Raw genomic sequence first — 26,433 nt, 5'->3', positions numbered from 1 at the left:
TTAACTCGTTCTTAGGTGGCTTAACGAATAAAGATCTCTAGTTTGGCTACTTTTCTTTCTTACTTCTTCAAGTGCCTGTGCCTCACTTGCAGCAAACAATGCATCAATAAGGCGGTTAAAATGCGCGTGCATTGCCGCTCTTGCTGCCTGTGAATTTCGCGCTTTTAAACTCTGAAAAATTTGATTGTGTTCTTCCAACCTATCTTGGTCAGACTGGCTACACACACTACTGTAAGCTTGAATAATTTGGGGCTGTGAATCTCTCAGCGCCCAAAATTTGTTTACCGCAAGCAAAATGGCTTTGTTTCGCGTGGCCTTAGAAATAATGATATGAAAATCACGGTCGGCTTCTTCAGCGTTAATACCCGTTCTCATGGCATCAAGCGTTTTTTCTAACGCTTCAAGTTCTTCATCCGTAATAGACAACGCTGCCAATGCTGCAGCTTCACCTTCAACAAGTGCACGGGCTTGAGTGAGCTCAAATGCACTAATTTGCTCTGTAGTCGTCTCTTCTTGATCGTTGGCTTTATCAAGAACATAAACACCTGAACCTGTCTTTACCTCTACATGCTGAAGCACTTCAAGCGCAATAATAGCCTCGCGTATTGTTGGACGGCTAACGTCAAAGGTTTCTGCAAGTTCGCGTTCTGCGGGCAAACGCGTACCAGGTGGGTACAAACCAGAGGCAATCAACGCCTTAATTTTTTCTGCAATTTGCCAGAACATTCGACGACTTTTCATGTTCAAAACCTTTTTTGTTTTTAGAGCTGTGTATTTCACACGAAGCACGTGTGTTCATCGTAAACCAGAACAATGTTTGGAGACATTGAACGAAGCCAATCTAGAATAACACTATTACCAATATATACCGACAATATACACTCAATTGGTAATATTTCAATTTATGCTAACAAAGCGCAACACAAACTAATTTTCAATATTAAATTCATACACTTAATTTCTTTACCAGTGTAGTAGCATGAACAAAAATACACCACAAAAAACGTGAATACAGAAACGAAGCGATCTATTTGGTAATACAAAAAGGTTAGTATCTAGTGCCTGCTAACCTTTACTGTACATGATTCATTCTGCACAAGAGGCATGTCAAGTTGTGAAACAGCCCTAGAAATAGGGTAATCTGCGTCGAAGGGCTGCAACACAAAGTAAAATGCTTTAGTAATTTCCTCTACGCGTTGGCCTCTAAGCAAGACTGCGTAATTGCATCCCAGTTGCCTTCATTTACCCATTCTTTTTGCGCTACCCAGGTTCCACCAACGGCAAACACATTTGGCAAGGAAAGATAGTCCATCTTGTTTGACTGGTTAACGCCACCAGTTGGGCAAAAAGTGACACTGCGAAAAACAGAAGACACAGCGCGCAAAAATGGCGCACCGCCAGAAAGTGAAGCAGGAAACAATTTTTGCTCAGTAAAGCCAGCTTCCAGTGTCATTAGAATATCGGCGGTATTAGATACGCCAGGCAAGACAGGTACCTGACAAGACTTAAGAGCACCTAGTAATGACGCCGATACGGCAGGCGTTACAATAAAGTCGCTACCCACTTCTAGTGCAGCCGCCAGAATTTCTTCGTTTATTACCGTACCGGCTCCGACAATGAGTGAAGGAACCTCAGTCTTGATTGCGCTTAATGCTTCAAGGGATGCTTCGGTTCGCAAAACAACCTCCACAAGCTTAAGGCCCGCTTTTGACATTGCTTTAGCAATGTTAACGCCTTGCTCAGGTGAATCTGCCTGTATTATGGGTAACAGGGTTTGGCCCGACATTAGTTCAGAAAAGTGTGTCATAAGTGATCTCTCAATAAGATAATTGTAGGCTCTAACCTGTTTGTTTTCGTATAGCTTGCTGACAGCTATGCACTCTCATGCGCGTCTGCCAACGACGCTTCAACAATCCCTTTGGGAATAATCGCACCGCGATGCTGAATGACAGTGCCAGCTGCCTTTGCTGCCATTGATACGCAATGTGAAATTGGCAGATTTTGTAAACGTCCACCTAGATAAACACCATTGAAGGCATCGCCCGCAGAGGTGGTATCTACGACATTCGAAACTGGCGTGATAGTGTGTTCTTCATATTTCCCACCTAAAGACGTCAGCACAGATGAAGGGCCATTTTTAATGACTACCTCATCAACGCCATGGGATTGACAAAGCTTCATCACATCATCAGAAGACGCAAGACCATATAGTTCGCCCATGTCATCGACACCCACCAACGCAATATCACTTAGCGACAGCGCCTGTTCAAAATTCCTTTTGGCATCAGCGCGAGACGCCCAAAGACGTGCCCGGTAATTCGGATCGAATACCAGTTTTACGCCTTTGTTTTTTAACGCTTCAATGAAGTTGAAAAAGGGCTCACGCTCATCCGACGGAATTATGGCGATAGAAATACCAGAAAACATGAACATATCATTGCTTGCGAGGCTATTGAGCACGTCATCACTTAAAAATGAAACGATGGTTTTCGCCGCAGATTCAGAGCGCCAATAGGTAAAACTGCGCTCACCGTCATCATCGGTATCGATTAAATATAGCCCTGTAGCACGCGTCGGATGAGTAAACACCCTTGACGTATCAATACTCTCTGATTCAAACCCCTGTCGCATCCTATGACTAAAAGTATCGTCGCCAGTGACGGTAACAAAGCCGACAGATACGTCGTCAAAGCAGCGCTTCAAATACACCGCCGAATTATACACATCGCCTGCAAATGACTGATGCAAGGAAGTCGCTGAGCATTCGTCCGTGCGAAGCTCGACCATGCACTCACCCATAAAGCTAATTTTCTTCATTGTTACGCCTTGTTTATAAAAAACGTCGAACATGCTTTTAGGGCATCATGGCGATGCCCAATGCTGACTAAACTATTGTTTCAACGGTTCAACTTTCGGGATAAGTAGCCACACAGCAGCAACGGCAATGATGGCAAGTGATGCACCTATAATGAAGGCAGGGGTGTAGTTGCCATCGGCAGTTAACATGGGCACTAGAGAAGTTAACCCTACCGCACCTAACTTTGCAGCCATCCCCGAGAACCCCGACAATGTACCCACTGATTTCTTGCCCAATAAGTCGCTGGGTAACGTTTGTACGTTGCCAATTGCTGTTTGAAAACCAAATAGAATGACGGCCATAATAAGCACGGCTGTAATCGCTGAACCAGGATTAGCCATTGCTAGTAAGGCAGGAAGCATAATGACACAGCCCAACGTGATGACGAGCTTACGGGTTTTATCTGTATTCCAGCCGGCTTTAATGCGGTTTTGCGCAAGTAAGCCGCCAAACCATGCACCAAGCATGGCGCCTACATAGGGAACCCAACCGTAAAGACCGATCGATTTCACATCCATGCCGTAAACTTCGTTAAGATAAATCGGGATCCAAAACACGAACAGCCACCAAATAGGGTCTATTGCGGCAGATGCGATAATAACCCCCCAACTTTGCTTCTTGCTAAGCAGTTCTTTAGTAGAAGGGTTATATTCATTATCGCAATGAGCACTGCTCTCAGCGGACTCAGTGCGTTGCCCTGTTAAAATGTACTGCTTTTCCTCTTCGGTGATCCAAGGATGAGAGCCTGGAGGTGCTTTAACTAAAATCATCCAAGGCACTAGCCATAAAAAACCCAACGACCCCACAACAATAAAAATAAGTTGCCAACTAAAGTAAACGGTCATCATCGCAATGGTAGGAATGGCAATAATGCCACCAATGGCAGCACCAGAGTTAAAAATACCTTGTGCAAGGGCGCGTTCTTTGGTGGGAAACCATTCTGCATTACCTTTTGCCGCCCCAGGCCAATTTCCCGCTTCAGCGACACCAAGAATGGCGCGGAAAATCGCAAAGCTTAGAAAGCCTTGTGCAAAAGCGTGCAAAACCGTCGCCAGTGACCATACACCGATTGATAGTACAAACCCGATGCGGGTGCCTATCCAGTCAAAGATTTTGCCGAAGATGGCTTGCCCAAAGGCATAGGCAAAAACAAAAACAATAGAAATATTGGCATAAATTTGTTTGCGTTCTAACGCAGATTCATCAGGAAATAGGTCTTCAACAATGTCTGGCCAAAGTACGCTTAGCGCTTGCCTATCGATGTAATTGATGATGGTTGCCAGTGCAATGAGGGCAATCACCCACCATCGCAAGCCATTAATTTTCATTATTATTCTCCCACAAAATCTTCGCGAGCCGGGCTAAACGTATCTATCAGTATGCCGCCTGTTGGGCATATTGCACCGTGTTCAACGTGTGGAGGGATAAGGCAACTATCCCCTTTTCTTAAAATTTTCATTTCACCACCAATGCTAAAATGAAACTCTCCCTCTTCCACGTAAGTGACCTGAGAATGTCGATGGGCATGGGTATAACCCTCTGCACCTTTGTCAAAGAAGACTTTAACGGCCATAAGCTCGTGATTAAATCCTAGCATCTGCCGCTTTAAGCCATTACCTAAGTCTTCAATCTCAGTCTCGTTGCCAAATAAAAAGTGTTCGCTTTGCTTATTCATAACTCAAATCCTAAAAAATTACAGCGCATATACAGCGAAGCGGCTTGAAAGCGTGTAAGGGTTATTGTTGAAATCAAAAGAAACAGGTTCTGGGTTTTGAACGTCTTTTGTATTGTTAATTGCAATTAAAAAGTGCTGTTGATTTATTACTAATTCGAGTAGCACAAGGGACATATGCTCAATAGGTTTTAGTGAAGTAATCGCACTTACCGCACCCAATGTATATTCTTTACTTGGGTTATATTCACCATGCGGCTCAAGCACTGATAAAAATCGATGATGAGCACTCCCCGTAGCACGTCGGATAACGCTATATTCGTTTCGCAAATTGAAATTGGGGTCGCCGGCGCCAAGTTGAGCAAAAAGAAACGTTTCTTTTCCTTGGGCAACGCTGTGCTGGGAGTAAAATCGACCGTTTTCATTTAGCCACGTTACTCTCGCTGAATCTTGCTGCGGCTTACCTTCTGCTTTAAGCCACAGATGTTGGTAGCCATTTTTTTTGCCTAATGCCTGAAGCGTTTGGGTATTAGCTTTAAAACTAAAGTTCGTATCAATCAGATGCCCATTGTAATGTAGCGGTAAGTCGTAGGTATGCGGCGTGTCGCTGGTCACATCAAATACGTCAATAACAAGGTGTTTTTTCAAGCCAGGTAGTGCTAATAACGCTAGCGTTCTATCAAGTACAACTCCCTCATATGCAGAATCTATTGTTGCGCGTGCAACTGAGCCAGCTTCCGTGGTTTCAAAGAAGTGTAGCGTTGGCGCATTGGCGTTGGCCTTGGTTAAATTGGTATCGAAATGACTTCGTTCATCGACAACCACTGTATTGTGGGCAACTGTTTGTTTTGCATAAGTGGTATTTTCTGGCAAATAACGACCGCCGTATTTGGCTTCTACATTTAAAAATCGAGCGGCACCGTAGTCAGTAATGATTTCGTTGCCTTGGTCATACAGTTGCCAAGTGAGCTTGTCAAAGTGACCATGCCCAAGCCCTTGAGCAGCCGGCTTGAACAGCACCGCTTCGCCGAGCGCTTTATCAGTTCGCATGATAACCAGTGCACCTTCGTCACCGTCTTTGCCATCACCGAGTGCCATCGACGTAAACTTATAGGGTGTCGCTTTGTTAGCGTCGAGGGCCTTTGCAATTTCAACACCTTCGCCAGTGAGTACTATGCGCCCTTGTTGCTGTGCAATATCAAGCAAACCTGAGTCTTGTGTTTGGTCATAGGCAACGGCAACACCGTAAACTAATTCAATCGTATCAATGCCCTTGCTTTTGATAGCGTCATTGATTGGAAAGAACAAACCGTTGTAGCTCAGCTGTATTGTGGTATCCACCGCCTTGAGTAATACACCATCGCGATAGTCGAAAATCTTTCGTTCTGGCTCATTGTTTTCAATGGCCTTAGCAAAGGTAACAAACGGCATCAGCGCATATCGCTGATAATAGGGGCCTTCATTGTAATAGCCTTGCGGAGAGAAAAGCGTATCAAGCTGTCGTAGGAAACCGCCTTTACCTGACTTTTCTAAATCATATAGCGCCTTTTCCACCCACTCAGGTTCATTCAAGACATAGCCCGCCATTCCGACACCCGCCGTTGCCCAAGTTCCATGGTTGTGGACCTTGTTAAACGTTGATGGCTGACCTTCAGACATGAACAGTGCAACGGGACGTAGTAGCTGATTTTCAATTGTTTTTCGCTCAGCGTCCGTAAGCGCTTCATACACTAAGTCATAGGCTTGAATGGTATTGACCAACCAAACAGCTTCATTCAAGCTTTGCCAGAAAAACTTACCTGGGTTTTGCGCGTTCACTTTACGCTGCGGATGTAGTCCCAAGGTAGGGTAAAGTGCGGCATAATCTAACAGCAGCTGCTTAACATAATGAGCATATTGAGGATTATTGCTGATTTGATACACCACGCCAGCGTTGTACATTAGCTGATAGTTTTTCTTATGGCGTTCATGTGTATAGCCACCACCGCCATCTTTTGGCACCGGCACTACGTTGGGCAAAGACAAATGCGCGTCCACATCTTCCTTAACACGCAAATACGCGTCTTGAAAGCGACCTTCTTGGCTTGCCGCCTCACGCATTTTGGTGACGCTTTCTTTGGTTATCACCAAGTTCGGGTGCGCGGCAAATGAAGAAAAAGAAAGCGAACAAAAAACGAAAAGCAACAGCGCAGATTTTTGTTGTAGGGAACAGAGGTTTTTAATCATTGCCATTTACTCTTTGTTCGCTTTCGTGGAAACATTGTTTTCTAACAAAGCGGTATGCGGGCCACGCGTAAACTGCTCTTCAATTTTCGGCATGGGTGTATTTGAAAACGTATTAGTAACTACTTTAGTAATGGGTTCGCCCACGGTATGTTCGATGACGATAGAAGAAGCATCAATAAACTCATTTTCTTTGATGTCGGTAACTTGAACACCGTGCAGATAAACACTCGCGCCCTTCTTGTTTCGCTTACCTCCCCCAACATTCTTGAGCACATTGCCTTGCATATCAAAATGGGGGCCAAAGGTACTTTCGTCTGTTCCGCCGCGATAAAGATTCACCACGCTGCCTCTGACATTTTCAAAACGATTGTTAACTATGTGCACGTATTCAGCGTTGTATATTCCGTAGTCTTCGGACTCTTTATCAAGGCTAAAAATATGGCCTGTCACATCAGAAAAGCGGCTGTTAACAAGCGATATGTTGTCTGCAAACGCTCCTTTGCCAGAGCTAAAGAAATTGAAAGAATGATTGATATCGAGACGCTCAATATTGCAGTTTTCGACATGCAGAACGTAATTGTGCAGCATGCCCCATTTTTTGGTTCTTACCACGCTATTACCAAATGCGTCTGGGCTATTTGCCCCTGAAAGTACAAGGCCTTCTAATTTCAAGTTGCCTTTGTCGTGTATTTCAAATAATGCAGAACGTTCAAATGACAGTGTAGTTGCAAAGGCTTTTTGTGATTTTATCGTCAGCGTTTTGTCTATGATGAGTACACTAGGCAATACAATGGCTCCCGGCGCTAGTACCAACACATCACCATTATTTGCACTGTCAATTGCCTTCATCAGCGCACGTGCATTGGGTTGTACATTTATCGTTTCCCCTGCATCAAACACCACTTCAGGCACTGTTTTTGGGTACCAGCTAACGCCCACGTCGCTCTTTTTAACAACATGCATATCAGGAGTCACGCCAACCCCTTCGATATTTGAAACAGCTAACCCATTGTGATTTTTTACAAGTGTTACTGATGTTTCTGTAAAGCCTTTTTTAAGTTCGGATAACACGGGGCTATTGCTCACGTTGTTAGAAAACGCGATACCGCCAACATCGTCGAATAGCGTGAAGGGCTGCATGGAGGATTCGTTGTAAACAAGGTTGTTCTTAAAAACGGAGTCCACCGGTACCGCGCTGCGTTCACTGTCACTTCCCGCGCCTAGCTGGATGTGCGAAACATTGATAAATGTATTGTTATTTATTTGCGCCTTTTTAACCTGGTGATAGCGATTTATCGGGGAGTTGGGTACCCCGTTCATTACTGTAAAGCCGCTACCAAAACGATAGCCTGTGAGTCCTTCCAAATAATTATTTACTATTATCTGGCCTTCATTGATGACGCGAATGCCACCAGTATGATCTACGCCATTTCCCAAAAACACGTTATTCTCAACGCGATTATTGTTTCCATGTCGTAGGGTTAGCGTACCTCTCGCCGATAAAAACACATTGCCTTTAAGCACGTTTTCGCCGGACTTTACCGAGATAATTTCGACTTCACCGTTTGTTTGCTCAAAGATATTGTTGATGACTTGAGTATATGAATTGCTAAGTGAATAGTGACTAGTACCAATTCTCAAGGTCTCGCCGCCGTTTGATCCAAAAACCGGGCGATAACCAAAATAGTTGTGGTCGATACTGTGGTGGTTTTCCTGATGCTCTTCGCCGTTCAATCTAACCGCTACCGTTACGCCTTTGTTTCGCTTTCCTGAAAGATGGTTGTGATCAAATCGGTTGTGCTTGCCATAAAGCGCAACCCAATAGTCTGACTCCTGCCTATCAGGGTTGCTGTATTCATCAATGACTACTTCACTTACTCGCGAATGATACGCAGGGGTATTCGCATCTTTTCTAAATGCGATAACCGCGCTACTTGGTGTGTATCCATCGGTAAATACCAGGCCGGATACTTCTAAGTACTGGCCTGCTAACCGAAGGTTAGACCGGCCCGATAAGATGACTTTGCCCTTGGTTTGGGCAGAAAGCGAGATAGGATTGTTCTCATCCCCCTCGCCTTCTAGTAACAACTCGAAGTCGTGATAGATACCATCTTGCAGAATGACCTTGTCGCCCGCTTTAAGCGAAGATGCAATTGCGTTGTATTCATCAGGTGACCCTACGATGTACTGCTTTGCGTTTATGTTAGACGACAATGCACTCATAAGGACAACAATGGCCAACCACTCAAATAAACGTGTTTGCATAAACGACTCTTACCTTCTACTTCTGTGTAACCACGACGACGTAATTAGCGTTACTTGCTTAATGTTTTGAAGTATTCAAAAATCTCCGGCACATTGCCCTGACTTAACCCAGCTTCTACAGCCGCGTTTAAGTTAGCAGATGACCCTTCTGCAATTTTTGATACGGTTCCAAGGTCTTCGACCATTTTTAAAAAGTAGCCTAAGTCTTTGTTTGCGTTTGCAATGGAAAAGCCCAAATCGCTTACATTGTCGACGGCATAGTTTTTACAGAACTGCATAAATGGCGAGCTAGAAGGCCCTGTAGACATAATGTCAAAAAGCTGCTGCTTATCCACACCCGCTTTTTCAGCTACGGCGAATGCTTGTGACATGGCACAAACCGTTGTCATCCCCATAAAGTTGTTAATCAACTTAGTGGTGTGACCCGCGCCCAGCGCCCCCAAATGAAATACATTCTCGCCTTGATCCTCTAAAACACTTTTCACTTTGTTGAATGTGTCGATATCGCCAGACGCCATAATATTGAGTAAACCGTCTTTGGCGTGAGCTGGCGTTCTTCCCAGTGGTGCGTCAATCATGCCTACGCCCTTTGCGGCCAGATCTGCGCCAATTTTTCGTGTAGAAGCAGGGATAGATGTACCGAAATCAATAAGTACAGCTCCTGCTTTCAAACCTTCCAACACGCCGCCTTCAGCGTAGATAACCTTTTCGACAATGTCTGAGGTAGTCAGACATAACATAACAATGTCAGATGCCTCGGCCAGTGCTTTTCCGGTTTGGGCAGTTTTGGCACCGCGCTCAACACACTTTTGCACTGCCGCCTGATTCAGATCCATGACAGTAACGGGATAACCTTTGTTTTGAAGGTTTTCCACCATATTGCCGCCCATAAGGCCTAAACCGATAAAACCAATCGTAGGTTTTGACATGAGAGTCTCCTAATGACGATATTCGTTACATGTTCGAGTTGGTTACTCGAACCAAAAAATATTAAATGGCGCTTTGTTGTGGCATTCGTTTTTGTTGTGCCAATTTAAGCATGCTTCAACCTTACCCTTAACTTACCAATTTGTAAACCAATTAATAAAACAAGAACAAACCTGTAATACCAATAAATCTAAAACCAGATATAAAAGGTGCTCTAAAACTATTTACAAAAGCACCCAAACGCTCTTACACACCACGAAAAATAATCAGAGAAGTGAACTTCAATACCAACAGCACTTCCCTAAACACGCACAAAATTGGTAAAACCAAAAAAAACTAAATCTTTAAGATGCGACACCACAACTTAACTAACTTGGCATCGCATCGACTTCACTGCGTTAGAAACGATAATTAGCCCCGAGGGTGATTCTTCGGTCGGTCAAGCCTTGGAAGCACAGAAGCGCGCCTTCGTTAACACAATACTGCTCAACTTCTGATTCAGTAATATTGACGGCTTCCAAACCGATATTGAGTTGTTCATTTACATCGTATGTCACGCTGGCGTTTAACTGGCCTCTGTCGGCTTGAACTGCTGGGAAGCCCCATGGAAAGCTTGATGTGCTACCAAAGTCATCAGTACGATAAGCTTCGCGCCAGGTGTAACGCATACGCGCAGATAGCCCGTATTTCTCGTAATAAAGCGTAAAGTTGTAAGCATTTTCAGAAAGGTTCAATAGCCCCTGTACCGCCGAAACTTCAATATCATCTACACCAGTTGTCGCTGCAAATACGTTAGCGGCTCTGCTGGTAGCACTATTTTCAGCTTCACCACCAGAAAACTCTTGAATGGTATAGTTGGCCAACACACCGAACCCTGATGCCCAGCCAAGTTCACTTTCAAAGCCGGACAAATCGTATTGCACCGCAAATTCGATACCTTTTTGGGTTGTTTCGCCGGTATCATTTATCTTGGTTTCTGTACCTACGCATACGCCTGTACCAAGGTCAGGGCCAAAGACGTTGATATCTGCAATGGGGTTGAAGATACCGCCACCTTCACATGGGTCAGTAAGGTCTCTGTATCCTGTAGTTGGGTCTTCAAATGGACTGACTATTTGATCTACAAACAGGTCTTTACGGGTTTTGTGGAAAATACCCACACTAACCACACTGGCTTCTGCAAAATACCATTCTGCTGACAAGTCATAAGACACTACTTCTTCAGGCGTTAAGCCCGGGTTACCGATTGCCACATTAGGATTTGGGCTTGTGCTGAACGTCACTGATGTCGATAGGTCGTTAAAGTTAGGGCGACGTATATCTTTACCTGCACCAAAACGTACGACTACATCGTCTGTAACATCGGCAACGATGTTAACGCGTGGTAAGAAAAAGTCGTAGTCACCTGTGTTGGTAACACGCGAGACCAACTCATTGCCTTCGTCGTCAACAGTAATTGAGTTACCCACCGAAGTAACATCGGTCTGCAGATAACGTACACCGAAGTTTCCGCGGAACATCTCATACTCAAAGTTAGCTTGAGCATAGAGCGCGTGGGTTTCTTCTTCTATATCAAAAAAGCCTGAAGAGCTTGCTGTAGGTGCGCTAAGACTTCGACTTGAGCCATGCGCTTCCATAGCTTGTTGTAGTGTTGCCAGCACGCCTTCAGGATCTGAAGCAACGAGTTCGGGATTAATTAGCAAGAAATCTTTTACGTAAAGGGCTCGGCCATCTGCATCATTGAAGTTATCTGGTCCTGCAACGAGTAGATCTGAGAATAGGCTGCCTCGCGGACTATCGTCCATGGTACGAAGCCCAACGCTTGTACCGATATCTTCACGTTTGCTGCCTGATTTATTGTAGCGATAGCCAAAATCGACCGAGGTGATCATGGTGTCGACAAAATAAGTAAAGTCAGCGCGCAGTGCATCTTCGAAATTTTCTGTAGTATCGCGACCAATGTTTACATCTCGCAATACTACGTTGTTTGGGTCGAGCAGTTGTGCTGATGTCGGCGCGTACTCAGCCCCCTCTGCAATACCAAATGTCAAAGCACCGCCAGTTAAGTCATAGGCAAAAGGCACACTGTTATCATTGGCACCGCCGCCGTCTAAAGGCGCGTTAGGGTTAATGAAGTTAAGCGTGGTATTAAAGCTAGGTGTAGTCGTATCTGAAGATGAAGAAGCAACTTCAGCGAACACCTTCCACTTTTCACCTTGCCATTCACCGCCAAGCCTAAAAATTTTGCTATCGGTAACGCGTGAATTTGTATCACTAGAGAAACGTAGGTTCGGATCATCATCATCGTTCTCTAGATTTACAGGGATAACCCCTCGCAGTGCCGCTTGAATTGAACCTAAGTCCGTACCACCTAGTGAGCCAAAATTGATCGTTTCGAATTCGTCGGGCACAGAGATATCGTTTAACGCACTAACGCCTGATGCTTGTACTCGCGAGCTTTCCTGTAAACGCTCTTGGTCGTTAATTACCGCATCAAAAAAGAACCGCGTGTTGTCGTTTGGCGCCCACTCAATTGTGCCCACCAAGTTTTTGGTTTCATATTCAAAGTTGTCATAGTCTTGCACAAAGAACTGTATTGGTAAGAAGTCGAACGCTTGTGCACTGGCAAAACCACTGTCCGTTGCCACTAAATTGTCACGGTCTGCACGTGGTCGAAATGCCGTTACGTCTTGCTCTGCATAACTACCGCTAATGACGATACCGAATTTACCATGGTCAGTATCCCAATTATCGCCAAAGGTACCGGAAAATCGTGGCTGAAAATTACTGTCTGTAGTGAGGCTACTATTTTCGCCCTGAACACGGATGGCCGCGAGTTGCTCATTAAGCTGCAAGGGACGTATTGTTTTTAAATTGATAGTACCGCCGACTGAGCCTTCAATGGTTTTCGCATCAGGTGACTTGGTCACTTCAAGCCCGGCTATGATAGAAGCAGATACATCCTCAAAGTCGATACCGCTTCGCCCTGCACCCGAGCCTACTGTCGACACACCGTTAATTTCTGTACGGTTTGCATCAGTACCACGTATTTGTACGCCTGTACCAACACCCGCCTCACGAGTAATTTGAATACCGGTTATGTTTTCGAGCACTTCAGCTAAGTTTTGGTCAGGCAACTTACCAATGTCTTCAGCTTCTATTACTTCGACAAGGTTGTTTTGATATCGCTTTTCATTGAGGGCGCTGGCTAGAGAAGCTCTGATACCAGAAACCTCTATTACTTCAACGTCTTTTTCAGCACTATCTTGTGCTTCTTGAGCCAGTGTAATGTGCGGCAAACTCAACGCGGAGGCTGAGAGTATTGCCAAGGAGATCTTAGATAATTTGTGTCCCATGAGTGTTTCCTTCGATGGATAGTGAGACAAACAACGCGTCTATCTCTAGCCATTTAAATAAAATTTTCAACCCAACACCCTCCAACCTGTCTTACAGATTTTTAACAAGAGCGCAACAAAACTAACCCATCAGAAAATATTGGTCAACAGAAATTAGACAAAATACAAACAAAATCTTTCAAAATTGGACTTACCAAAAACAAATAAAGCAAATCAAGCTGCAATTATTTTAATAATAATCAGAAACTTATTAAATTAAAGAGAAAAGCAGCCAGTTGAGAGAAAAAGGTTACCAAAACCACAATTGGTAATACAAAAGTATAAGTGTGCGGTTCGAAATTTATTATTGAATTGTTAAAGACTGGTCCAAGAGAGGCTCAAACACGTGTTGCATATAGCAGTGCGTCAGATTTCTTGGTACGTTTATTAAATAGGCAAGGAGTTCATTCTGTAAACATGAAGTCACAAGGTAATACATTCAGTAGTCAATCGGGGTTCTTTGCTGAGTCAGGCGAATTGGGTGGGAGCCATCCACAATTTGCTGAGATTTGCACAGCCCTATACGAGCGAGAGTTGATAGCACTGTCGGTAAGCACACTCGGCAATGCTTCTCTCTTAAAGCGTCGAATGGGTGGATTGCCGCATCATGTTCGCAGCGTTGCACGTTATATGGTTGCCGTTCAAAACTCGGGCAATCTTTCTCCACTAGATATTGATACGCACAACGGAAGTTGGTTTGCTAAGCAAGCGTCTACTTGCCCTGGCGTTAAACACGATAATGAAAAATGTGCGCAGTGGTACGAAAGACACGCTGATTACGGTCTTGTGGTACCTGTGCTGATAAGTTCCATAGAGGGCTTTACCATAGAGTTAGACTCTATTGATATTATCGACGAGGAAACACAGCGGTTGCACCTGAACAAATACGGTTGGTTTACCAAAGCGGGTAAGTTTATTGAAGCTGGAGATGACAAACCATTTCAACGCCACCTGCTTAAACCCAGCAAAGCCATAATGGTCAGTGCAAGTTGTGGACATTGTTGGACACATAAAAACCGGACGTTCCCACGAGCGCTATCAATTAGAGAAATGCGGTTGTCTACTCAAATCAATTGGAAAGACTACAAATCCTCCAAACAAAAATGAATAACAACCCACAATTATTAAATAAAAAACCACCGAGCCACCACAGTAGAATAACACCCCTTTAGTATAAATATCCTACCAGCAGGTTTTACAAGTCGTTACAATGTCATTTTTAGGTGAATTTAATGAGCCCCAAAAGGTAAGACCAACCAGCATTAGGACAGAGATCCTAATTTAGAACAAAAAACGATTTATAGACAAAAAATATAGTCATTATAGAAATCAATGGTTGACCTGTTGCGCTCACATGGTTACATTGTCGCTATCAACTTGGTCAGCAAAGAAACAACAGCACATGCGTACTCGTTTCATTCTTCTATCTCTACTCCTTATGGCAGCCAGACTGCACGGGTAGATTGCGACCAGCGATTAAACATACAGAAACCCGTGCCAAGCACGGGTTTTTTTTTAACTATTCAACTGAGAGAGTGTCATGACAAATCAAGTGAAGATCTTTGATACCACATTGCGAGACGGCGAGCAGGCGCTGCCTGCCAGCCTAAGTGCCAAAGAGAAGTTACAGATTGCACTGGCGCTCGAACGCTTAGGTGTTGATATCATTGAGGCAGGCTTTCCCGTATCTTCTCCGGGAGACTTCCGTTCCGTACAAATGATTGCAAAGGAGGTTAAAAACTCCATTGTTTGCGGGCTATCTCGTGCCTTGCCAGGTGATATCGACGCATGTGGACAAGCATTGAGTGTTGCAGAACAGTTCCGAATTCACACTTTTATTGCGACGTCTGAAATTCACGTAGGCGCCAAACTTCGAAAATCTCAGGACGAAATTGTAGAGATGGCGGTAAAGGCAGTAAAACACGCCAGACAATACACCGATGACGTAGAGTTTTCGTGCGAAGACGCTGGCCGTACCCACATAGACTACTTATGCCGTATGGTTGAAGCCGCTATTGACGCTGGTGCGACAACCGTCAACATTCCAGATACCGTAGGTTACACCACACCAACTGAGTTTGGCGGCATTATCCAGCAATTATTTAATCGCGTCCCTAACATAGACAAAGCAACCATCTCTGTACATTGCCATAACGATTTGGGGTTAGCGGTAGCAAACTCATTGGCTGCGGTAGAACAAGGTGCAAGGCAGGTCGAGTGTACAATCAACGGTATCGGCGAACGTGCCGGTAATGCATCACTTGAAGAAATAGCCATGATCTTACAAACCCGTAAGAACATGCTAGGTTTTGACACCAATATTAACTCTACTGAGATTTCACGTACATCGAAGTTGGTCAGCCAGCTTTGTAATATGCCGGTTCAAGCCAACAAAGCCATTGTGGGGGCAAATGCATTTAGTCACTCATCGGGCATTCATCAAGACGGTGTCTTAAAAGCGCAAAATACTTATGAAATTATGACCCCAGAAAGTGTAGGTATAAATAAGAACAACCTTAATCTTACCTCTCGCTCGGGTCGTCATGTGATCAAACATCGCTTAACCGAGCTAGGTTATAAGACTGAAGATTACGACTTAGAAGCAGTCTATGACGCCTTCTTAAAGTTAGCGGATAAGAAAGGCCAAGTGTACGACTACGACCTTGAAGCCTTGTTGTTCTTTGACAAACAAAAGCACGATCAAGCGCACTTCCAGCTGCTTTATCTTCAAGCGAATTCAGGGCGTGAAATTATCCCAAGCGCTACTGTAAAAATGAAAGTAGGCACTGAAGAGATCACCCAATCCAGTATTGGTAACGGTCCGGTAGACGCCGCTTATAAAGCCATTATGTCTATACTAGGTCACGAAGATTTAGAAGTTGTCGACTTCAAATTAGATTCAAAAGGTGAAGGGGCCGACGCCTTGGCACAAGTGAGCGTGATAGCCACCTACAAAGGTCGCCGTTTTCACGGCATTGGTCTTGCCACAGACATCGTAGAGGCCGGTGTAAAAGCACTGATATTTGTACTAAACAACACTTATTTAGCTGACAAAATCGATCAGCAGAAAAACCAACAAGAACGCGTTGCAGGAGTTTAAATGAGCCAGTATTCAATTGCCGTATTAGCCGGAGACGGTATCGGCCCAGAAGTTATGCAGGAAGCCAACAAGGTTTTAGATGCTGTTGAAAAGAAGTTTAACGTCACCCTAAACCGCACTGCATACCCGGTAGGTGGCTACGCCATTGATACTGAAGGCGAAGCTTTGCCCTCAAAAACGCTGTTAGGTTGCGAGCAAGCAGATGCCATTTTATTTGGCAGTATTGGCGGCCCTAAGTGGGACACGCTACCGCTTGAACAACGCCCAGAACGCGCCGCGCTGCTTACCCTTCGCAGCCATTTTGACTTATTCAGTAACTTACGCCCAGCGCGCATTTATCCGGGCCTTGAAAGCTTGTCTCCGCTTCGAGAAGACATTGCCAAATCTGGCGTAGACGTTTTGGTAGTGCGCGAATTAACAAGCGGCATTTATTTTGGTCAGCCAAAAGGCCGTGAAGGTGAAGGCGAAGAAGAGTTTGCGTATGACACTATGCGCTATAGCAAACGTGAAATTCGCCGAATAGCCATTGCAGCCTTTGAAGCGGCGCAAAAACGTCGTGGTAAAGTTACTTCCGTAGACAAGGCCAATGTGTTGGTAACCAGTCGTTTATGGCGTGAAATTGCCGAGGAAGTAGCAAAAGACTACCCGGATGTTGAGCTTGACCACATCTATATCGATAACGCCACCATGCAAATAATGAAAAACCCGGCACAGTTCGATGTCATGCTATGTTCAAATCTTTTTGGCGATATCGTTTCTGATGAATGCGCCATGATGACAGGCTCTATGGGCTTGTTACCATCGGCAAGTATGAACGAAGATGGCTTTGGTCTTTACGAGCCAGCAGGCGGTTCAGCGCCTGATATTGCTGGCCAAGGTATTGCAAACCCTATTGCACAAATTCTATCAGCCGCCATGATGCTGCGTTTTAGCATGAATTTAGGTGATGCAGCAGACGCTATTGAAAAAGCCGTAGTAGCAACATTAGAAGCAGGTGTACTTACGGGCGAGTTACTCCCTTCTGACAAACGCAGCCAAGCAGCAAGCACGTCTCAAGTAGGCGATGAAATCGTTAAACAATTAATGGCGCAGGAGTAACCCCCCTCATGGCCAAGACCTTATATGACAAAGTGTGGCAAGCCCACATTATCGACCAAATTGGTGAAGACAGCTTAATTTATATCGACCGCCACCTAATTCACGAAGTGACGTCACCTCAGGCATTCGCTGGCCTTAATGAAAAAGGCCGTAAAGTACGACGCCCTGATCGCACGGTTGGCACCATGGATCACAGTATTTCAACCCGTTCACTGGCAATTGATGCCTGTGGTCCAGCAAATGCGCTTCAGCTACAAACCTTGGCAAAAAACTGTGAAGAACACGGTATACAGCTATTTCCAGTAGGTCACCAAAAGCAAGGTATTGTGCACGTCATGGGCCCGGAATTAGGATTAATTCAGCCAGGTATGACCGTAGTGTGTGGTGACTCCCACACTGCAACTCATGGTGCATTTGGGGCACTGGCTTTTGGTATTGGTACTTCTCAGGTAGAGCACGTACTGGCTACACAAACGTTGAAGCAAAGCCGCGCGAAAAGCATGCTAATCAACGTAAATGGAAAGCTTCCAGTGGGTATAACCGCAAAAGACATCATTCTTGCCATTATTGGTAAAATTGGCCACGCCGGCGCTACCGGCCATGTCATTGAATATGCGGGTGAAGCCATTCGCGGTTTAAGCATGGAAGAGCGCATGACCGTATGTAATATGAGCATCGAAGCGGGTGCTAAGGCCGGACTTGTTGCACCAGATGAAAAAACCTTTGCTTATCTTGAGGGGCGTGAATACGCACCTAAAGGCCAAGACTGGGAAGACGCAGTCGCTTACTGGAAAACCCTTTACACCGAAGAAGGCGCTACCTTTGACACTGTCGTTGAGCTTGAAGCGGCTGATATCGCGCCTCAGGTTACGTGGGGTACCAACCCGGGTCAGGTTATTGGCGTGAATACTCCCGTTCCAGCGCCAGAAGATTTCAACGACCCGATTGAAAAAGAAAGTGCAGTAAAAGCGCTTGAATACATGGGTTTGAAACCAGGCGAAAAACTTGCCGACGTTGCTGTTAACCACGTATTTATCGGCTCGTGTACCAACGGACGTATTGAAGATATGCGCGCCGCCGCGCAAATTGCCAAGCGCGGCAAAGTAGCCGATTCAGTAACTGCCATCGTGGTTCCAGGGTCGGGTAACGTTAAGCGGCAAGCAGAGGCCGAAGGCTTAGATAAAATTTTTATCGATGCGGGTTTTGAATGGCGTTTGCCGGGCTGTTCTATGTGCCTTGGTATGAATGATGACAAATTAGTAGCAGGCGATAGATGTGCTTCTACCAGTAACCGTAACTTTGAAGGCCGACAGGGCCGCGGTGCACGCACTCACTTAGTAAGCCCTGCAATGGCAGCGGCTGCGGCGATTACCGGTCGCTTTGCTGACGTTAGAGATTATCAGGAGTAATTTATGTCTGAACAAGGTTTTACACAACATACGGGCATTGCTGCGCCGCTTGATCAGGCGAATGTCGATACCGACCAAATTATTCCAAAACAGTTTCTAACCGGCGTAACGCGTGCTGGCTACGGCAAGCATTTGTTTCACGACTGGCGCTATTTGGATCTAGAAGAAAAAGAGCCAAACCCAGCGTTTGCGCTTAACAAGCCTGAGCACACAGGCGCAAGCATATTGCTAGCTCGCGAAAACTTTGGCTGTGGTTCAAGCCGTGAACACGCACCATGGGCGCTGGCCGATTTTGGTTTTAAAACGGTAATTGCCACCAGCTTTGCCGATATTTTTTACGGTAACTGCATCAATAATCAGCTAGTGCCAGTGGCACTATCAAGCGAGCAAATGGACGCTTTATTTGCTGTAGTGAAGGCAGATCCAGCAACTAAGATTACGGTTGATCTCCCAGCGCAATCGGTGAACTTCAACGATACAAGTTTCAGCTTCGATATTGCCGAGCACCACAAAAATAATCTTATTAAGGGTTTAGATGCTATCGGTCAAACGTTAGAGCTTACGAGCACTATTGAAGCCTTTGAGAGGAAGCAGCCTGCATGGCTGTAATTTGCGATAGCGGGCAGTTGTTATCGTTTTAGCCTTACAACCAGCTAAGCACATCAATAACGGCATATACAGAAAGCTAAACGCTGTGTATGTCGTTTTTTTTCGCATATACTAAGTCTAATTGAGTTAAAAAAAAGACGAAAGAACTCACCTTTTTCAGTGGATTATCGTAGCATTCACACCTATTGTAATTAGTATAAAGCCGTCGTACCAAGACTTACAGGAGAGATAATGCTAGAACAAGTACCCATTGATGAATTGATACCAGGGATGTACGTCAATCAAGTACTTGAACAAACTGGAGCGCTTAAAATGCGCTCGAAGGGCATTGTCAAAACTCAAGCCATAATTGATACCTTGAGAGCAAAAGGGATCTTATTGCTTGAAGTTGATATGGCAAAATCAAAATTGCCAGAAAAAAAGACCCCAACGCCTCCGCCTGCACCTCAAGATGAAGTCAAAGAAGACCGCCCTAGAGCAGTTGCCAAGCCCGTTGGCAGAGAATCCATTAGCGAGGCGAGCGATCTTTACGAAAATGCGCTCACAATACAAAGCAGTTTTTTGAAAGGCCTTAAAAACGGTGCAGTAAAAGACTTATCGCCCATGGAGTCGTTGTCTGAAAGCTTAATAGAGAGTGTTTTTGACAATAAAGACGCGCTTAGCTGTTTGACGATGATAAAAGAAACCGATAAGTACTTATTGGAACACTCAATAAATTGCAGCATTTTAGGCGGTATATTTTGCGAGTACCTCGGTTATGACAGAGATACCATAGAACAAGTTAGCTTAGGCATTTTGCTGATGGATATTGGCATGTCGTCGCTTCCAGATGAAATACGAAATAACACTGGAAAGTTCTCTAGTGACGATTGGGAAGTCATGAAGACCCATGTGGAAATCGGTGTAGACCTTGTCGAGCAATGCGGCGAAATATCAGACTTATCTCTTAACATTGTTGAACAGCATCACGAACGTATAGATGGCAGCGGCTATCCGAAAGGCCTTGCTGGTGAAGAGATAAGTGAATTTGCGCGTATTGCAGCTATTGTAGACGCGTACGATGCCATGACGTCTAACCGTCAACACAAAGACAGCATTACACCGTCGCAGGCACTCAAACGCTTGACCAATTCAGAACATCTCGACCAAGACCTAGTAAAACAGTTTATTCAATGTATTGGCGTTCACCCAGTAGGTTCACTTGTAAGACTTAAAAGTGGAAAATTAGGCATTGTAAGTAGAGCAAATCCGAAAGCTCCTGTGAGTCCTCAGATAATGACGTTCTACAGTGTTACATCACAACATTTTAATGAAGTGAAGCGCATAGACTTAGCCGTCCACGACGATGAAATCGTATCAGGTGTTAGGCCAGAAGAATTCAATTTAAACCTTCCAAAGTTTTTTAAAGATGTCTTTGTAAACCAAATGCCTATTTAGATTTCATCTGACTTAGTCGTCAATAAAATTAAAAAAGGCCACAGCGATAAACGCATGTGGCCTTTTTTTCGATTAAGATAGCGTTTACCAGTCGGTTAATGCCGCCATAGTAAATAGCTCATCTTCAAAAGACAGCACAACACGCTGGGCTTCAATGTTGATAATTTGCACCTTATCAGCAATCCACTCGCCTTCTCCCATTTGTCGGCCGTTCACACGTACCCACCTATCAGCTGGGCGCGACGCATACATGTGCGCACTAAAGTTCATGGTGGGTAGACGCGTTAAAAGTCGCACTGGAAGTTGATCTACACGCGGGATGTCATCTCTTGTCGTTACGGGAATCTCAGCTTCTTCAGTATCGTCGCGAGCTTGCGAGTCTAGCGCTTTTACCGCAGCGTTGAATTTTGCCATCAATTCAGGCGACACCGATACATCTGAATTACTTTGCCCGTCATTTAGTACTCTTCCCTCATAGTCACTGTCTGGTGTTTCAGGCTGAGCCTCGGGCGTATTATTGACAGAAGGTACTTGCGCAGATTCAAGCGCGCTGTTTTGAACCCCCTGTTCTGACAAGCTACCCGCTGAGGGAGTATCTAAATTTGTACCCGATTCAGTCGCTGTTTTTGCTACTCTACTCAAATCGCCTTTAGCAACTTGTCCACTATCATTATTTGAGGCCGCTTTTTCACTGGTAGGCCCACTAGGCGCAACATCTGAGGCGGGTGGAACACTTTGGGCTACAGAATTTTCTGACAATTTACCTGTGATAACAGGCCACCAGCGCTCGGTTGTTGCCCCCGTAAACCCAATAGCCAAACCACCTAAGATGACAATGGCAAACGTTGCCACCTGCTTACTGTATATTTTCCAAGCAGAAGGTAAGCTTTCGACAGTTGGCAGGAATAGGCTACGGTTAAACTGCTCGTTAAGCGATTTATCGAATTTAGCAGACGTGTCGTGCTGACCACGAAGTAACGCTTGTGTTTGCGTGCGATGCTGTCCTACCGCGGGGGCTATTTCTACGGTTTGTTCAGGGTCGATTTCTAGTTCTTGAACGCCCATTTCAGACAAGCCCTGCACCATGGCCTCACTTGTCACAAGCCCAGACTTTCTTATTTTTACCGGTCCATTTTGTTGAGTGATTTGAACGATCACCATTCCAGGCTTGAGCTTATCTATTGAAACTACATTAGACATACAAGCTCCCCACCCCATAGCCACACAGAATTGCTATTACAAAGGTCGCCACTAACACCCACTTACGTTGACTTTGTACGCGCTGACTCACTACGTCATCACCTAAGATTTGCTCTGCAGCCGCTAAGAATATGGGCTTTTGTACTACCGCGTGTTGCTTAGTAAACGATAATGTTAGTGCTCTGTCGCACAACAAGTTAATCACGCGAGGTATACCGCCCGTAATTTGATGAACCGCACGCAGTGTCGACTTACTGAAAATGCTTATGTCACCATCAGCCACACTGAGACGGTGCGCTATGTAAGCGCTCACTTCGGGCGCGGTTAGCGGCAGAAGGTGGTACCTAGCGGTAATACGCTGCGCGAGTTGGCGCAGCTCGTTACGCTTTAGTAATTGCTGTAGTTCTGGTTGACCTATTAGCACTACCTTAAGTAACTTTTCACGGTTAGTTTCCAAATTGGTTAGCAAGCGAAGTTGCTCAAGCACTTCAGGTAATAAATGTTGCGCCTCGTCCACCATCAATACCGTGTTAATACCCGCTTGATGATTTTCGGCTAACTTACTAAGAATTAAGTCGGTGAAGTATTTAAGACTGGCTTGTTGAGGCTGATACTCAAGCCCAAGTTCATCACACACCGTTGCCAAAAGCTCAAGCGCAGAAAGCGTTGGGTTTAAGATCATAGCCACCTGCGTATTATCAGGTAGCTGCTGAAGTAGCTTTCTCGACACAGTTGTTTTGCCTGTACCTACTTCACCAGTAAGCATAACAAAACCGCCACTTTCTCTTAGCCCAAACGTTAAATGGGCTAACGCTTCCTTGTGCCTAGGGCTCATATACAAATAATCGGGGTTTGGCGCGATAGAAAAAGGATTATCGCTTAATCCGAAGTAATTCAAATACATGGTCGCTGCTAAAAATAGTTAAAAACGACGATTAAACTACCAGACGCTAGGCCTTAGTGAAAGCACTGAAACAATAATGAATAGAGCAGAAAGCCCATACACTGCGAAATTATCTTTAAGATTGGTATACTTCGCGTCATATTTATTCTTTAGTGGTTATTCAGTACCACGCTTTTCTTTCAGTTCAGTTCGGTTTGTACGAGGTAACATGCAGGTATATTTAGTAGGCGGTGCAGTGCGCGATGCTTTACTTAATCGCGATATTACAGAACGCGACTATGTAGTAGTGGGCGCAACGCCAGACGAAATGTTACGCCAAGGCTATACGCAGGTAGGTAAAGACTTTCCGGTATTTTTGCACCCAAAAACCTCCGATGAATATGCCCTTGCGCGAACAGAGAGAAAATCGGGAAAAGGATATACAGGTTTTATTTGTGACGCGTCAACCTCAGTCACGCTGGAAGAAGATCTTATGCGGCGCGACCTTACTGTGAATGCCATGGCGCAAGATAGCAGTGGCACTATTATCGACCCGTATAACGGTCGAGTAGATCTTGAAAGTCGTATATTACGTCACGTGTCTGATGCGTTTAGCGAAGACCCTCTTCGCGTATTCCGTGTGGCACGATTCGCAACACGCTATGCCTATTTAGGGTTTACCATTGCGCAAGAAACAGAAGCGCTAATGACAACGATGGCAAAAAGTGGAGAGCTTAAAAGTCTCACGGCGGAACGGGTATGGCAAGAGACCAAACGAAGCCTACAAGAAAAAACGCCTGAAGTATTTTTCCAAGTACTGAGCAACGTACACGCGCTTGAAGACTGGTTTTGTGAAATTGTACCAACCATTGAAGACGCCATACCAACCTTGGCTCTGTCTGCAACAATAAAACCCCGCAGTAACACAGATAGCCTAACAGTTAGATTTGCGGCACTAACCGCACACCTCTCTGAAGATGAAGTAAAGAGCTTGTGTACACGACTAAAAGTGCAAAACCAAGTGAGTGATGTCGCGCTGCTAGTGTGCAAATTTAAGGCGTTATTACTAGAGGAAGACAATACAGCTCAGTCATTGCTTACCCTTTTTAATGGGTGTGACACGTGGCGACGAGCAGAGCGCTTTTTAATGGTACTTGATGCTGTTGCACCTTATGCACACTACCACGGTATGAATTGGGACATACGCAGTGAGCAAATCCTTTTGGCATTAAATGCCGCGACACAGGTTGACGTTCAACAGATCATTGCTCAAGGCATAAAAGGGCCTGCTATAAAGCCTGCATTGGAAGAAGCAAGACTAGCCGCAATTGCACAAATAGCTACAGAATAAGAATAATAATAAACACCAAGAGAACCCAATGCTTAGTTATGACGCACTTGTTCGCAAAACGCTGACTGCATGTATCGTTAGTTTACTACTTGTCATGCAACAAGGTTGTAAAGAAGACGCGCCTGTATTGCCTGTTGAAGAAACTCGACTAACCAAAATTCCTGTTAAACAAGCAGCATTATCTAGTGACGCCAGCTTGGCAGCCTTTATCCATAATGATCATTCTGTGTCATTGTGGGACACCAATAGCAAGCAACAACGCTATATATGGCGTCAGGATGAACTGGGCCAAGAAGCGCTAGCTATCATCACACTCTCAAGCAATAAAAAATGGCTGGCGGTTACAGGGTATTGGAGTACCACATTAATAAACCTGCATACGGGTAAGATATTAGGTAGCTGGCAGTTTCACGGGAAAGACTCTGGTGCTACGGCTTCATCAATGCAGTTTTCCCCCGAGGGCGACAGTGCGCTGGTTGGTATGACCGATGGAACCGTACTCGAGTTAGACTTTGCACAAGGAACTGCTTTGCAATTCAGCCACAATACAATGAAAGTACTTCACGTGGGGTATGCATCCGAAAGCTACGCATTCGCAGGTGGTATAGACAAACAATGGTTCTTATGGGATTTAACGCAAAATGATGTAGTTCATCAACGGCACTATCGCAGTCGCATCACGGCATCGGTGATAGATTCACAATCACAACGTGCTTTTATATCTGATGCACTGAACAGCCACGAAATTATTGACCTTGCCCACAATGAAGTGATTACAGAACTTTCGTTTTTTGAGCGGTTTCGCTTTTTTAGAAAGGGGTTATTTCTTGAAAATGGTGAGTACCTTGTAACCACGTCACCTAAATCTGTGGTAACCCTGTGGAATGCCAATACCGGCGAAGAGCAAGCATCGTGGGAAATAACACGTTACTCAAGCGAGGCCACCACACATGCCTTAACAATAAACAACGACGGTGACCTTGTTACTCTTTCATCTGACGGTGTTTTGCAAAGCTGGGATTACAGAGCGTTGATTGTTACACCTTAAGCCCAATAAATAAGTCACTCCGTTTGAATTAAATCACCCGGCTCGCAGTCAAGAGCCTCGCACAACGCGAGCAACGTGCTAAAACGAATTGCCTTTGCTTTTCCTGTTTTAAGGGTAGAAAGATTGGCCATAGTAATACCCACTTTTTCTGACAACTCAGTGAGTGACATTTTTCGTTGAAGCATCACCATATCTAAATTTATTTTTATTGTTTTCTTCATTTTAAATTGTCAGCGTCTGCTCTTTATAAATTTCCACGGCCTCGTCTAATAGCTGCGCAAGCACCAACAACGCCAACCCTATAATCAGTCCGGTAATAGGTAATGATATTGAGGGAGATAGCTCGATTTGAGCATTAAAGCTGCCAATGTCGTTCAAAATCATTAATCCACCAGAATAGATAACGATAGGGTATACAACGCAACTCCCTATAATGATAAATGCGATACGCCTGATATACATTGCATTAGCTTGCGTAAAGTAGTGGCGCTGAGCAAAATTAGCGAACAACTTTCGTAAGTAATGAAGCGTAATCATCACAACAATGGCTTGAAGAACATAAATAAAGTTAGAAATATACCAAGCCGATTTACCAAGCGTATTGTTGAGCTTTATTTCTGCTTGGCCTTGTATGATTTCACTGATCTTATTTGTATCATTCTCTGGTGCATTCGCGACTTCATCACTAGGTAATACCCTAAAATTCAGTGGATAATTAATATCTGTATGACGAGCCTCTTGGTCAGACGGAATATTGAGACCTACGACGACTATCATCACTAGCCCAACGATCATCAGAGCACCAAAAAGATAAAATACACCATCAAATAGTTTTTTTAACCGCAAGGCCAATATAGGCGTTGTTGTAGTGTTCGAGTCCATAGCGAAGCCCTGTTTAAAATTCACTCACCAACTATAGCGCAACTTTATTACAAAACAACAAAATTTTATTGATA

The 26,433-nt window shown here is 44.7% G+C and carries 21 protein-coding genes and 1 pseudogene; 8 read left to right on the top strand and 14 right to left on the bottom strand.

The annotated features are described in order from the left end of the window. From JN178_RS04395 to JN178_RS04355, 10 genes and pseudogenes are all read right to left on the bottom strand, one after another. A complete protein-coding gene (locus tag JN178_RS04395) occupies positions 1-579 on the bottom strand; it encodes a FadR/GntR family transcriptional regulator (protein WP_442859754.1) in 579 nt (192 codons plus the stop codon). Positions 580-594: 15 nt separating this feature from the next. After that, positions 595-726, bottom strand: a pseudogene (locus JN178_RS20305) (winged helix-turn-helix domain-containing protein); the annotation flags it as partial. A 463-nt stretch (positions 727-1,189) separates the two neighbouring features. Then, positions 1,190-1,807 (bottom strand): bifunctional 4-hydroxy-2-oxoglutarate aldolase/2-dehydro-3-deoxy-phosphogluconate aldolase, encoded by a 618-nt coding sequence (gene eda / locus JN178_RS04390; protein ID WP_202264030.1) that lies wholly within the window; start codon positions 1,805-1,807, stop codon positions 1,190-1,192. A gap of 65 nt (positions 1,808-1,872) precedes the next feature. Next, positions 1,873-2,817, bottom strand: a complete 945-nt coding sequence (locus JN178_RS04385; protein ID WP_202264029.1) for a sugar kinase — start codon at positions 2,815-2,817, stop codon at positions 1,873-1,875. A gap of 72 nt (positions 2,818-2,889) precedes the next feature. Continuing rightward, positions 2,890-4,185, bottom strand: a complete 1,296-nt coding sequence (locus JN178_RS04380) for an MFS transporter (protein ID WP_202264028.1) — start codon at positions 4,183-4,185, stop codon at positions 2,890-2,892. 2 nt (positions 4,186-4,187) lie between these two features. After that, positions 4,188-4,532 (bottom strand): cupin domain-containing protein, encoded by a 345-nt coding sequence (locus tag JN178_RS04375; protein ID WP_202264027.1) that lies wholly within the window; start codon positions 4,530-4,532, stop codon positions 4,188-4,190. 18 nt (positions 4,533-4,550) lie between these two features. Then, entirely contained in the window at positions 4,551-6,755 is a 2,205-nt protein-coding gene (locus JN178_RS04370) for a heparinase II/III domain-containing protein (protein ID WP_202264026.1), read from the bottom strand. A gap of 6 nt (positions 6,756-6,761) precedes the next feature. After that, positions 6,762-9,020 (bottom strand): polysaccharide lyase 6 family protein, encoded by a 2,259-nt coding sequence (locus JN178_RS04365; protein ID WP_202264025.1) that lies wholly within the window; start codon positions 9,018-9,020, stop codon positions 6,762-6,764. A 50-nt stretch (positions 9,021-9,070) separates the two neighbouring features. Continuing rightward, positions 9,071-9,949: an NAD(P)-dependent oxidoreductase gene (locus JN178_RS04360; protein ID WP_202264024.1), complete on the bottom strand. Its 879-nt coding sequence runs from the start codon at positions 9,947-9,949 to the stop codon at positions 9,071-9,073. Positions 9,950-10,345: 396 nt separating this feature from the next. Then, complete coding sequence (locus JN178_RS04355) at positions 10,346-13,303, bottom strand: TonB-dependent receptor (RefSeq protein ID WP_202264023.1); 2,958 nt, start codon at positions 13,301-13,303, stop codon at positions 10,346-10,348. Between the two features lie 456 nt (positions 13,304-13,759). On the opposite strand from JN178_RS04355, the gene JN178_RS04350 reads away from it, so the two are divergent. The 6 genes from JN178_RS04350 to JN178_RS04325 all read left to right on the top strand — a co-directional run bounded on the left by JN178_RS04350 (position 13,760) and on the right by JN178_RS04325 (position 20,995). After that, positions 13,760-14,449 carry a hypothetical protein gene (locus JN178_RS04350; RefSeq protein WP_202264022.1) on the top strand — a complete coding sequence of 230 codons (690 nt, stop codon included), beginning with the start codon at positions 13,760-13,762 and terminating at the stop codon, positions 14,447-14,449. 433 nt (positions 14,450-14,882) lie between these two features. Beyond that, positions 14,883-16,442 carry a 2-isopropylmalate synthase gene (leuA, locus tag JN178_RS04345; protein ID WP_202264021.1) on the top strand — a complete coding sequence of 520 codons (1,560 nt, stop codon included), beginning with the start codon at positions 14,883-14,885 and terminating at the stop codon, positions 16,440-16,442. Next, positions 16,443-17,540 (top strand): 3-isopropylmalate dehydrogenase, encoded by a 1,098-nt coding sequence (leuB, locus tag JN178_RS04340; RefSeq protein WP_202264020.1) that lies wholly within the window; start codon positions 16,443-16,445, stop codon positions 17,538-17,540. A gap of 8 nt (positions 17,541-17,548) precedes the next feature. Continuing rightward, positions 17,549-18,949: a 3-isopropylmalate dehydratase large subunit gene (leuC, locus tag JN178_RS04335; RefSeq protein WP_202264019.1), complete on the top strand. Its 1,401-nt coding sequence runs from the start codon at positions 17,549-17,551 to the stop codon at positions 18,947-18,949. A 3-nt stretch (positions 18,950-18,952) separates the two neighbouring features. Next, positions 18,953-19,558: a 3-isopropylmalate dehydratase small subunit gene (gene leuD, locus JN178_RS04330; protein ID WP_202264018.1), complete on the top strand. Its 606-nt coding sequence runs from the start codon at positions 18,953-18,955 to the stop codon at positions 19,556-19,558. 231 nt (positions 19,559-19,789) lie between these two features. Next, positions 19,790-20,995: an HD-GYP domain-containing protein gene (locus JN178_RS04325; RefSeq protein WP_202264017.1), complete on the top strand. Its 1,206-nt coding sequence runs from the start codon at positions 19,790-19,792 to the stop codon at positions 20,993-20,995. An 84-nt stretch (positions 20,996-21,079) separates the two neighbouring features. Here the strand turns inward: JN178_RS04325 and JN178_RS04320 are convergent, their stop codons facing one another. Continuing rightward, positions 21,080-22,195, bottom strand: a complete 1,116-nt coding sequence (locus JN178_RS04320) for a general secretion pathway protein GspB (protein ID WP_202264016.1) — start codon at positions 22,193-22,195, stop codon at positions 21,080-21,082. Beyond that, positions 22,188-23,099 (bottom strand): ExeA family protein, encoded by a 912-nt coding sequence (locus JN178_RS04315; RefSeq protein WP_202264015.1) that lies wholly within the window; start codon positions 23,097-23,099, stop codon positions 22,188-22,190. Before JN178_RS04315 ends, JN178_RS04320 begins: the two co-directional genes overlap by 8 nt. A gap of 208 nt (positions 23,100-23,307) precedes the next feature. On the opposite strand from JN178_RS04315, the gene JN178_RS04310 reads away from it, so the two are divergent. Together JN178_RS04310 and JN178_RS04305 are read left to right on the top strand one after the other, a co-directional pair. After that, positions 23,308-24,429: a CCA tRNA nucleotidyltransferase gene (locus JN178_RS04310; RefSeq protein WP_202264014.1), complete on the top strand. Its 1,122-nt coding sequence runs from the start codon at positions 23,308-23,310 to the stop codon at positions 24,427-24,429. A gap of 28 nt (positions 24,430-24,457) precedes the next feature. Continuing rightward, positions 24,458-25,477 (top strand): WD40 repeat domain-containing protein, encoded by a 1,020-nt coding sequence (locus tag JN178_RS04305; RefSeq protein WP_232369691.1) that lies wholly within the window; start codon positions 24,458-24,460, stop codon positions 25,475-25,477. A 14-nt stretch (positions 25,478-25,491) separates the two neighbouring features. Here JN178_RS04305 and JN178_RS04300 read toward each other — a convergent pair whose 3' ends face one another. Further along, positions 25,492-25,698, bottom strand: a complete 207-nt coding sequence (locus JN178_RS04300) for a helix-turn-helix domain-containing protein (protein ID WP_202264013.1) — start codon at positions 25,696-25,698, stop codon at positions 25,492-25,494. A gap of 1 nt (position 25,699) precedes the next feature. Then, on the bottom strand, positions 25,700-26,359 hold the full coding sequence (locus JN178_RS04295) for a DUF2975 domain-containing protein (RefSeq protein WP_202264012.1): 660 nt from the start codon (positions 26,357-26,359) through the stop codon (positions 25,700-25,702). Between the last annotated feature and the right edge of the window lie 74 nt (positions 26,360-26,433).

Source organism: Alteromonas sp. KC3, assembly GCF_016756315.1.
GTDB lineage: Bacteria > Pseudomonadota > Gammaproteobacteria > Enterobacterales > Alteromonadaceae > Alteromonas.
This window is presented reverse-complemented; position numbering and strand designations above follow the sequence as displayed.

What these genes read in the sequence shown, in the direction of transcription:
- eda (WP_202264030.1), bottom strand. Translation starts at nt 1,807, where the DNA reads ATGACACACTTTTCTGAACTAATGTCGGGCCAAACCCTGTTACCCATA.
- JN178_RS04385 (WP_202264029.1), bottom strand. Translation starts at nt 2,817, where the DNA reads ATGAAGAAAATTAGCTTTATGGGTGAGTGCATGGTCGAGCTTCGCACG.
- JN178_RS04380 (WP_202264028.1), bottom strand. Translation starts at nt 4,185, where the DNA reads ATGAAAATTAATGGCTTGCGATGGTGGGTGATTGCCCTCATTGCACTG.
- JN178_RS04375 (WP_202264027.1), bottom strand. Translation starts at nt 4,532, where the DNA reads ATGAATAAGCAAAGCGAACACTTTTTATTTGGCAACGAGACTGAGATT.
- JN178_RS04370 (WP_202264026.1), bottom strand. Translation starts at nt 6,755, where the DNA reads ATGATTAAAAACCTCTGTTCCCTACAACAAAAATCTGCGCTGTTGCTT.
- JN178_RS04365 (WP_202264025.1), bottom strand. Translation starts at nt 9,020, where the DNA reads ATGCAAACACGTTTATTTGAGTGGTTGGCCATTGTTGTCCTTATGAGT.
- JN178_RS04360 (WP_202264024.1), bottom strand. Translation starts at nt 9,949, where the DNA reads ATGTCAAAACCTACGATTGGTTTTATCGGTTTAGGCCTTATGGGCGGC.
- JN178_RS04355 (WP_202264023.1), bottom strand. Translation starts at nt 13,303, where the DNA reads ATGGGACACAAATTATCTAAGATCTCCTTGGCAATACTCTCAGCCTCC.
- JN178_RS04350 (WP_202264022.1), top strand. Translation starts at nt 13,760, where the DNA reads ATGAAGTCACAAGGTAATACATTCAGTAGTCAATCGGGGTTCTTTGCT.
- leuA (WP_202264021.1), top strand. Translation starts at nt 14,883, where the DNA reads ATGACAAATCAAGTGAAGATCTTTGATACCACATTGCGAGACGGCGAG.
- leuB (WP_202264020.1), top strand. Translation starts at nt 16,443, where the DNA reads ATGAGCCAGTATTCAATTGCCGTATTAGCCGGAGACGGTATCGGCCCA.
- leuC (WP_202264019.1), top strand. Translation starts at nt 17,549, where the DNA reads ATGGCCAAGACCTTATATGACAAAGTGTGGCAAGCCCACATTATCGAC.
- leuD (WP_202264018.1), top strand. Translation starts at nt 18,953, where the DNA reads ATGTCTGAACAAGGTTTTACACAACATACGGGCATTGCTGCGCCGCTT.
- JN178_RS04325 (WP_202264017.1), top strand. Translation starts at nt 19,790, where the DNA reads ATGCTAGAACAAGTACCCATTGATGAATTGATACCAGGGATGTACGTC.
- JN178_RS04320 (WP_202264016.1), bottom strand. Translation starts at nt 22,195, where the DNA reads ATGTCTAATGTAGTTTCAATAGATAAGCTCAAGCCTGGAATGGTGATC.
- JN178_RS04315 (WP_202264015.1), bottom strand. Translation starts at nt 23,099, where the DNA reads ATGTATTTGAATTACTTCGGATTAAGCGATAATCCTTTTTCTATCGCG.
- JN178_RS04310 (WP_202264014.1), top strand. Translation starts at nt 23,308, where the DNA reads ATGCAGGTATATTTAGTAGGCGGTGCAGTGCGCGATGCTTTACTTAAT.
- JN178_RS04305 (WP_232369691.1), top strand. Translation starts at nt 24,458, where the DNA reads ATGCTTAGTTATGACGCACTTGTTCGCAAAACGCTGACTGCATGTATC.
- JN178_RS04300 (WP_202264013.1), bottom strand. Translation starts at nt 25,698, where the DNA reads ATGAAGAAAACAATAAAAATAAATTTAGATATGGTGATGCTTCAACGA.
- JN178_RS04295 (WP_202264012.1), bottom strand. Translation starts at nt 26,359, where the DNA reads ATGGACTCGAACACTACAACAACGCCTATATTGGCCTTGCGGTTAAAA.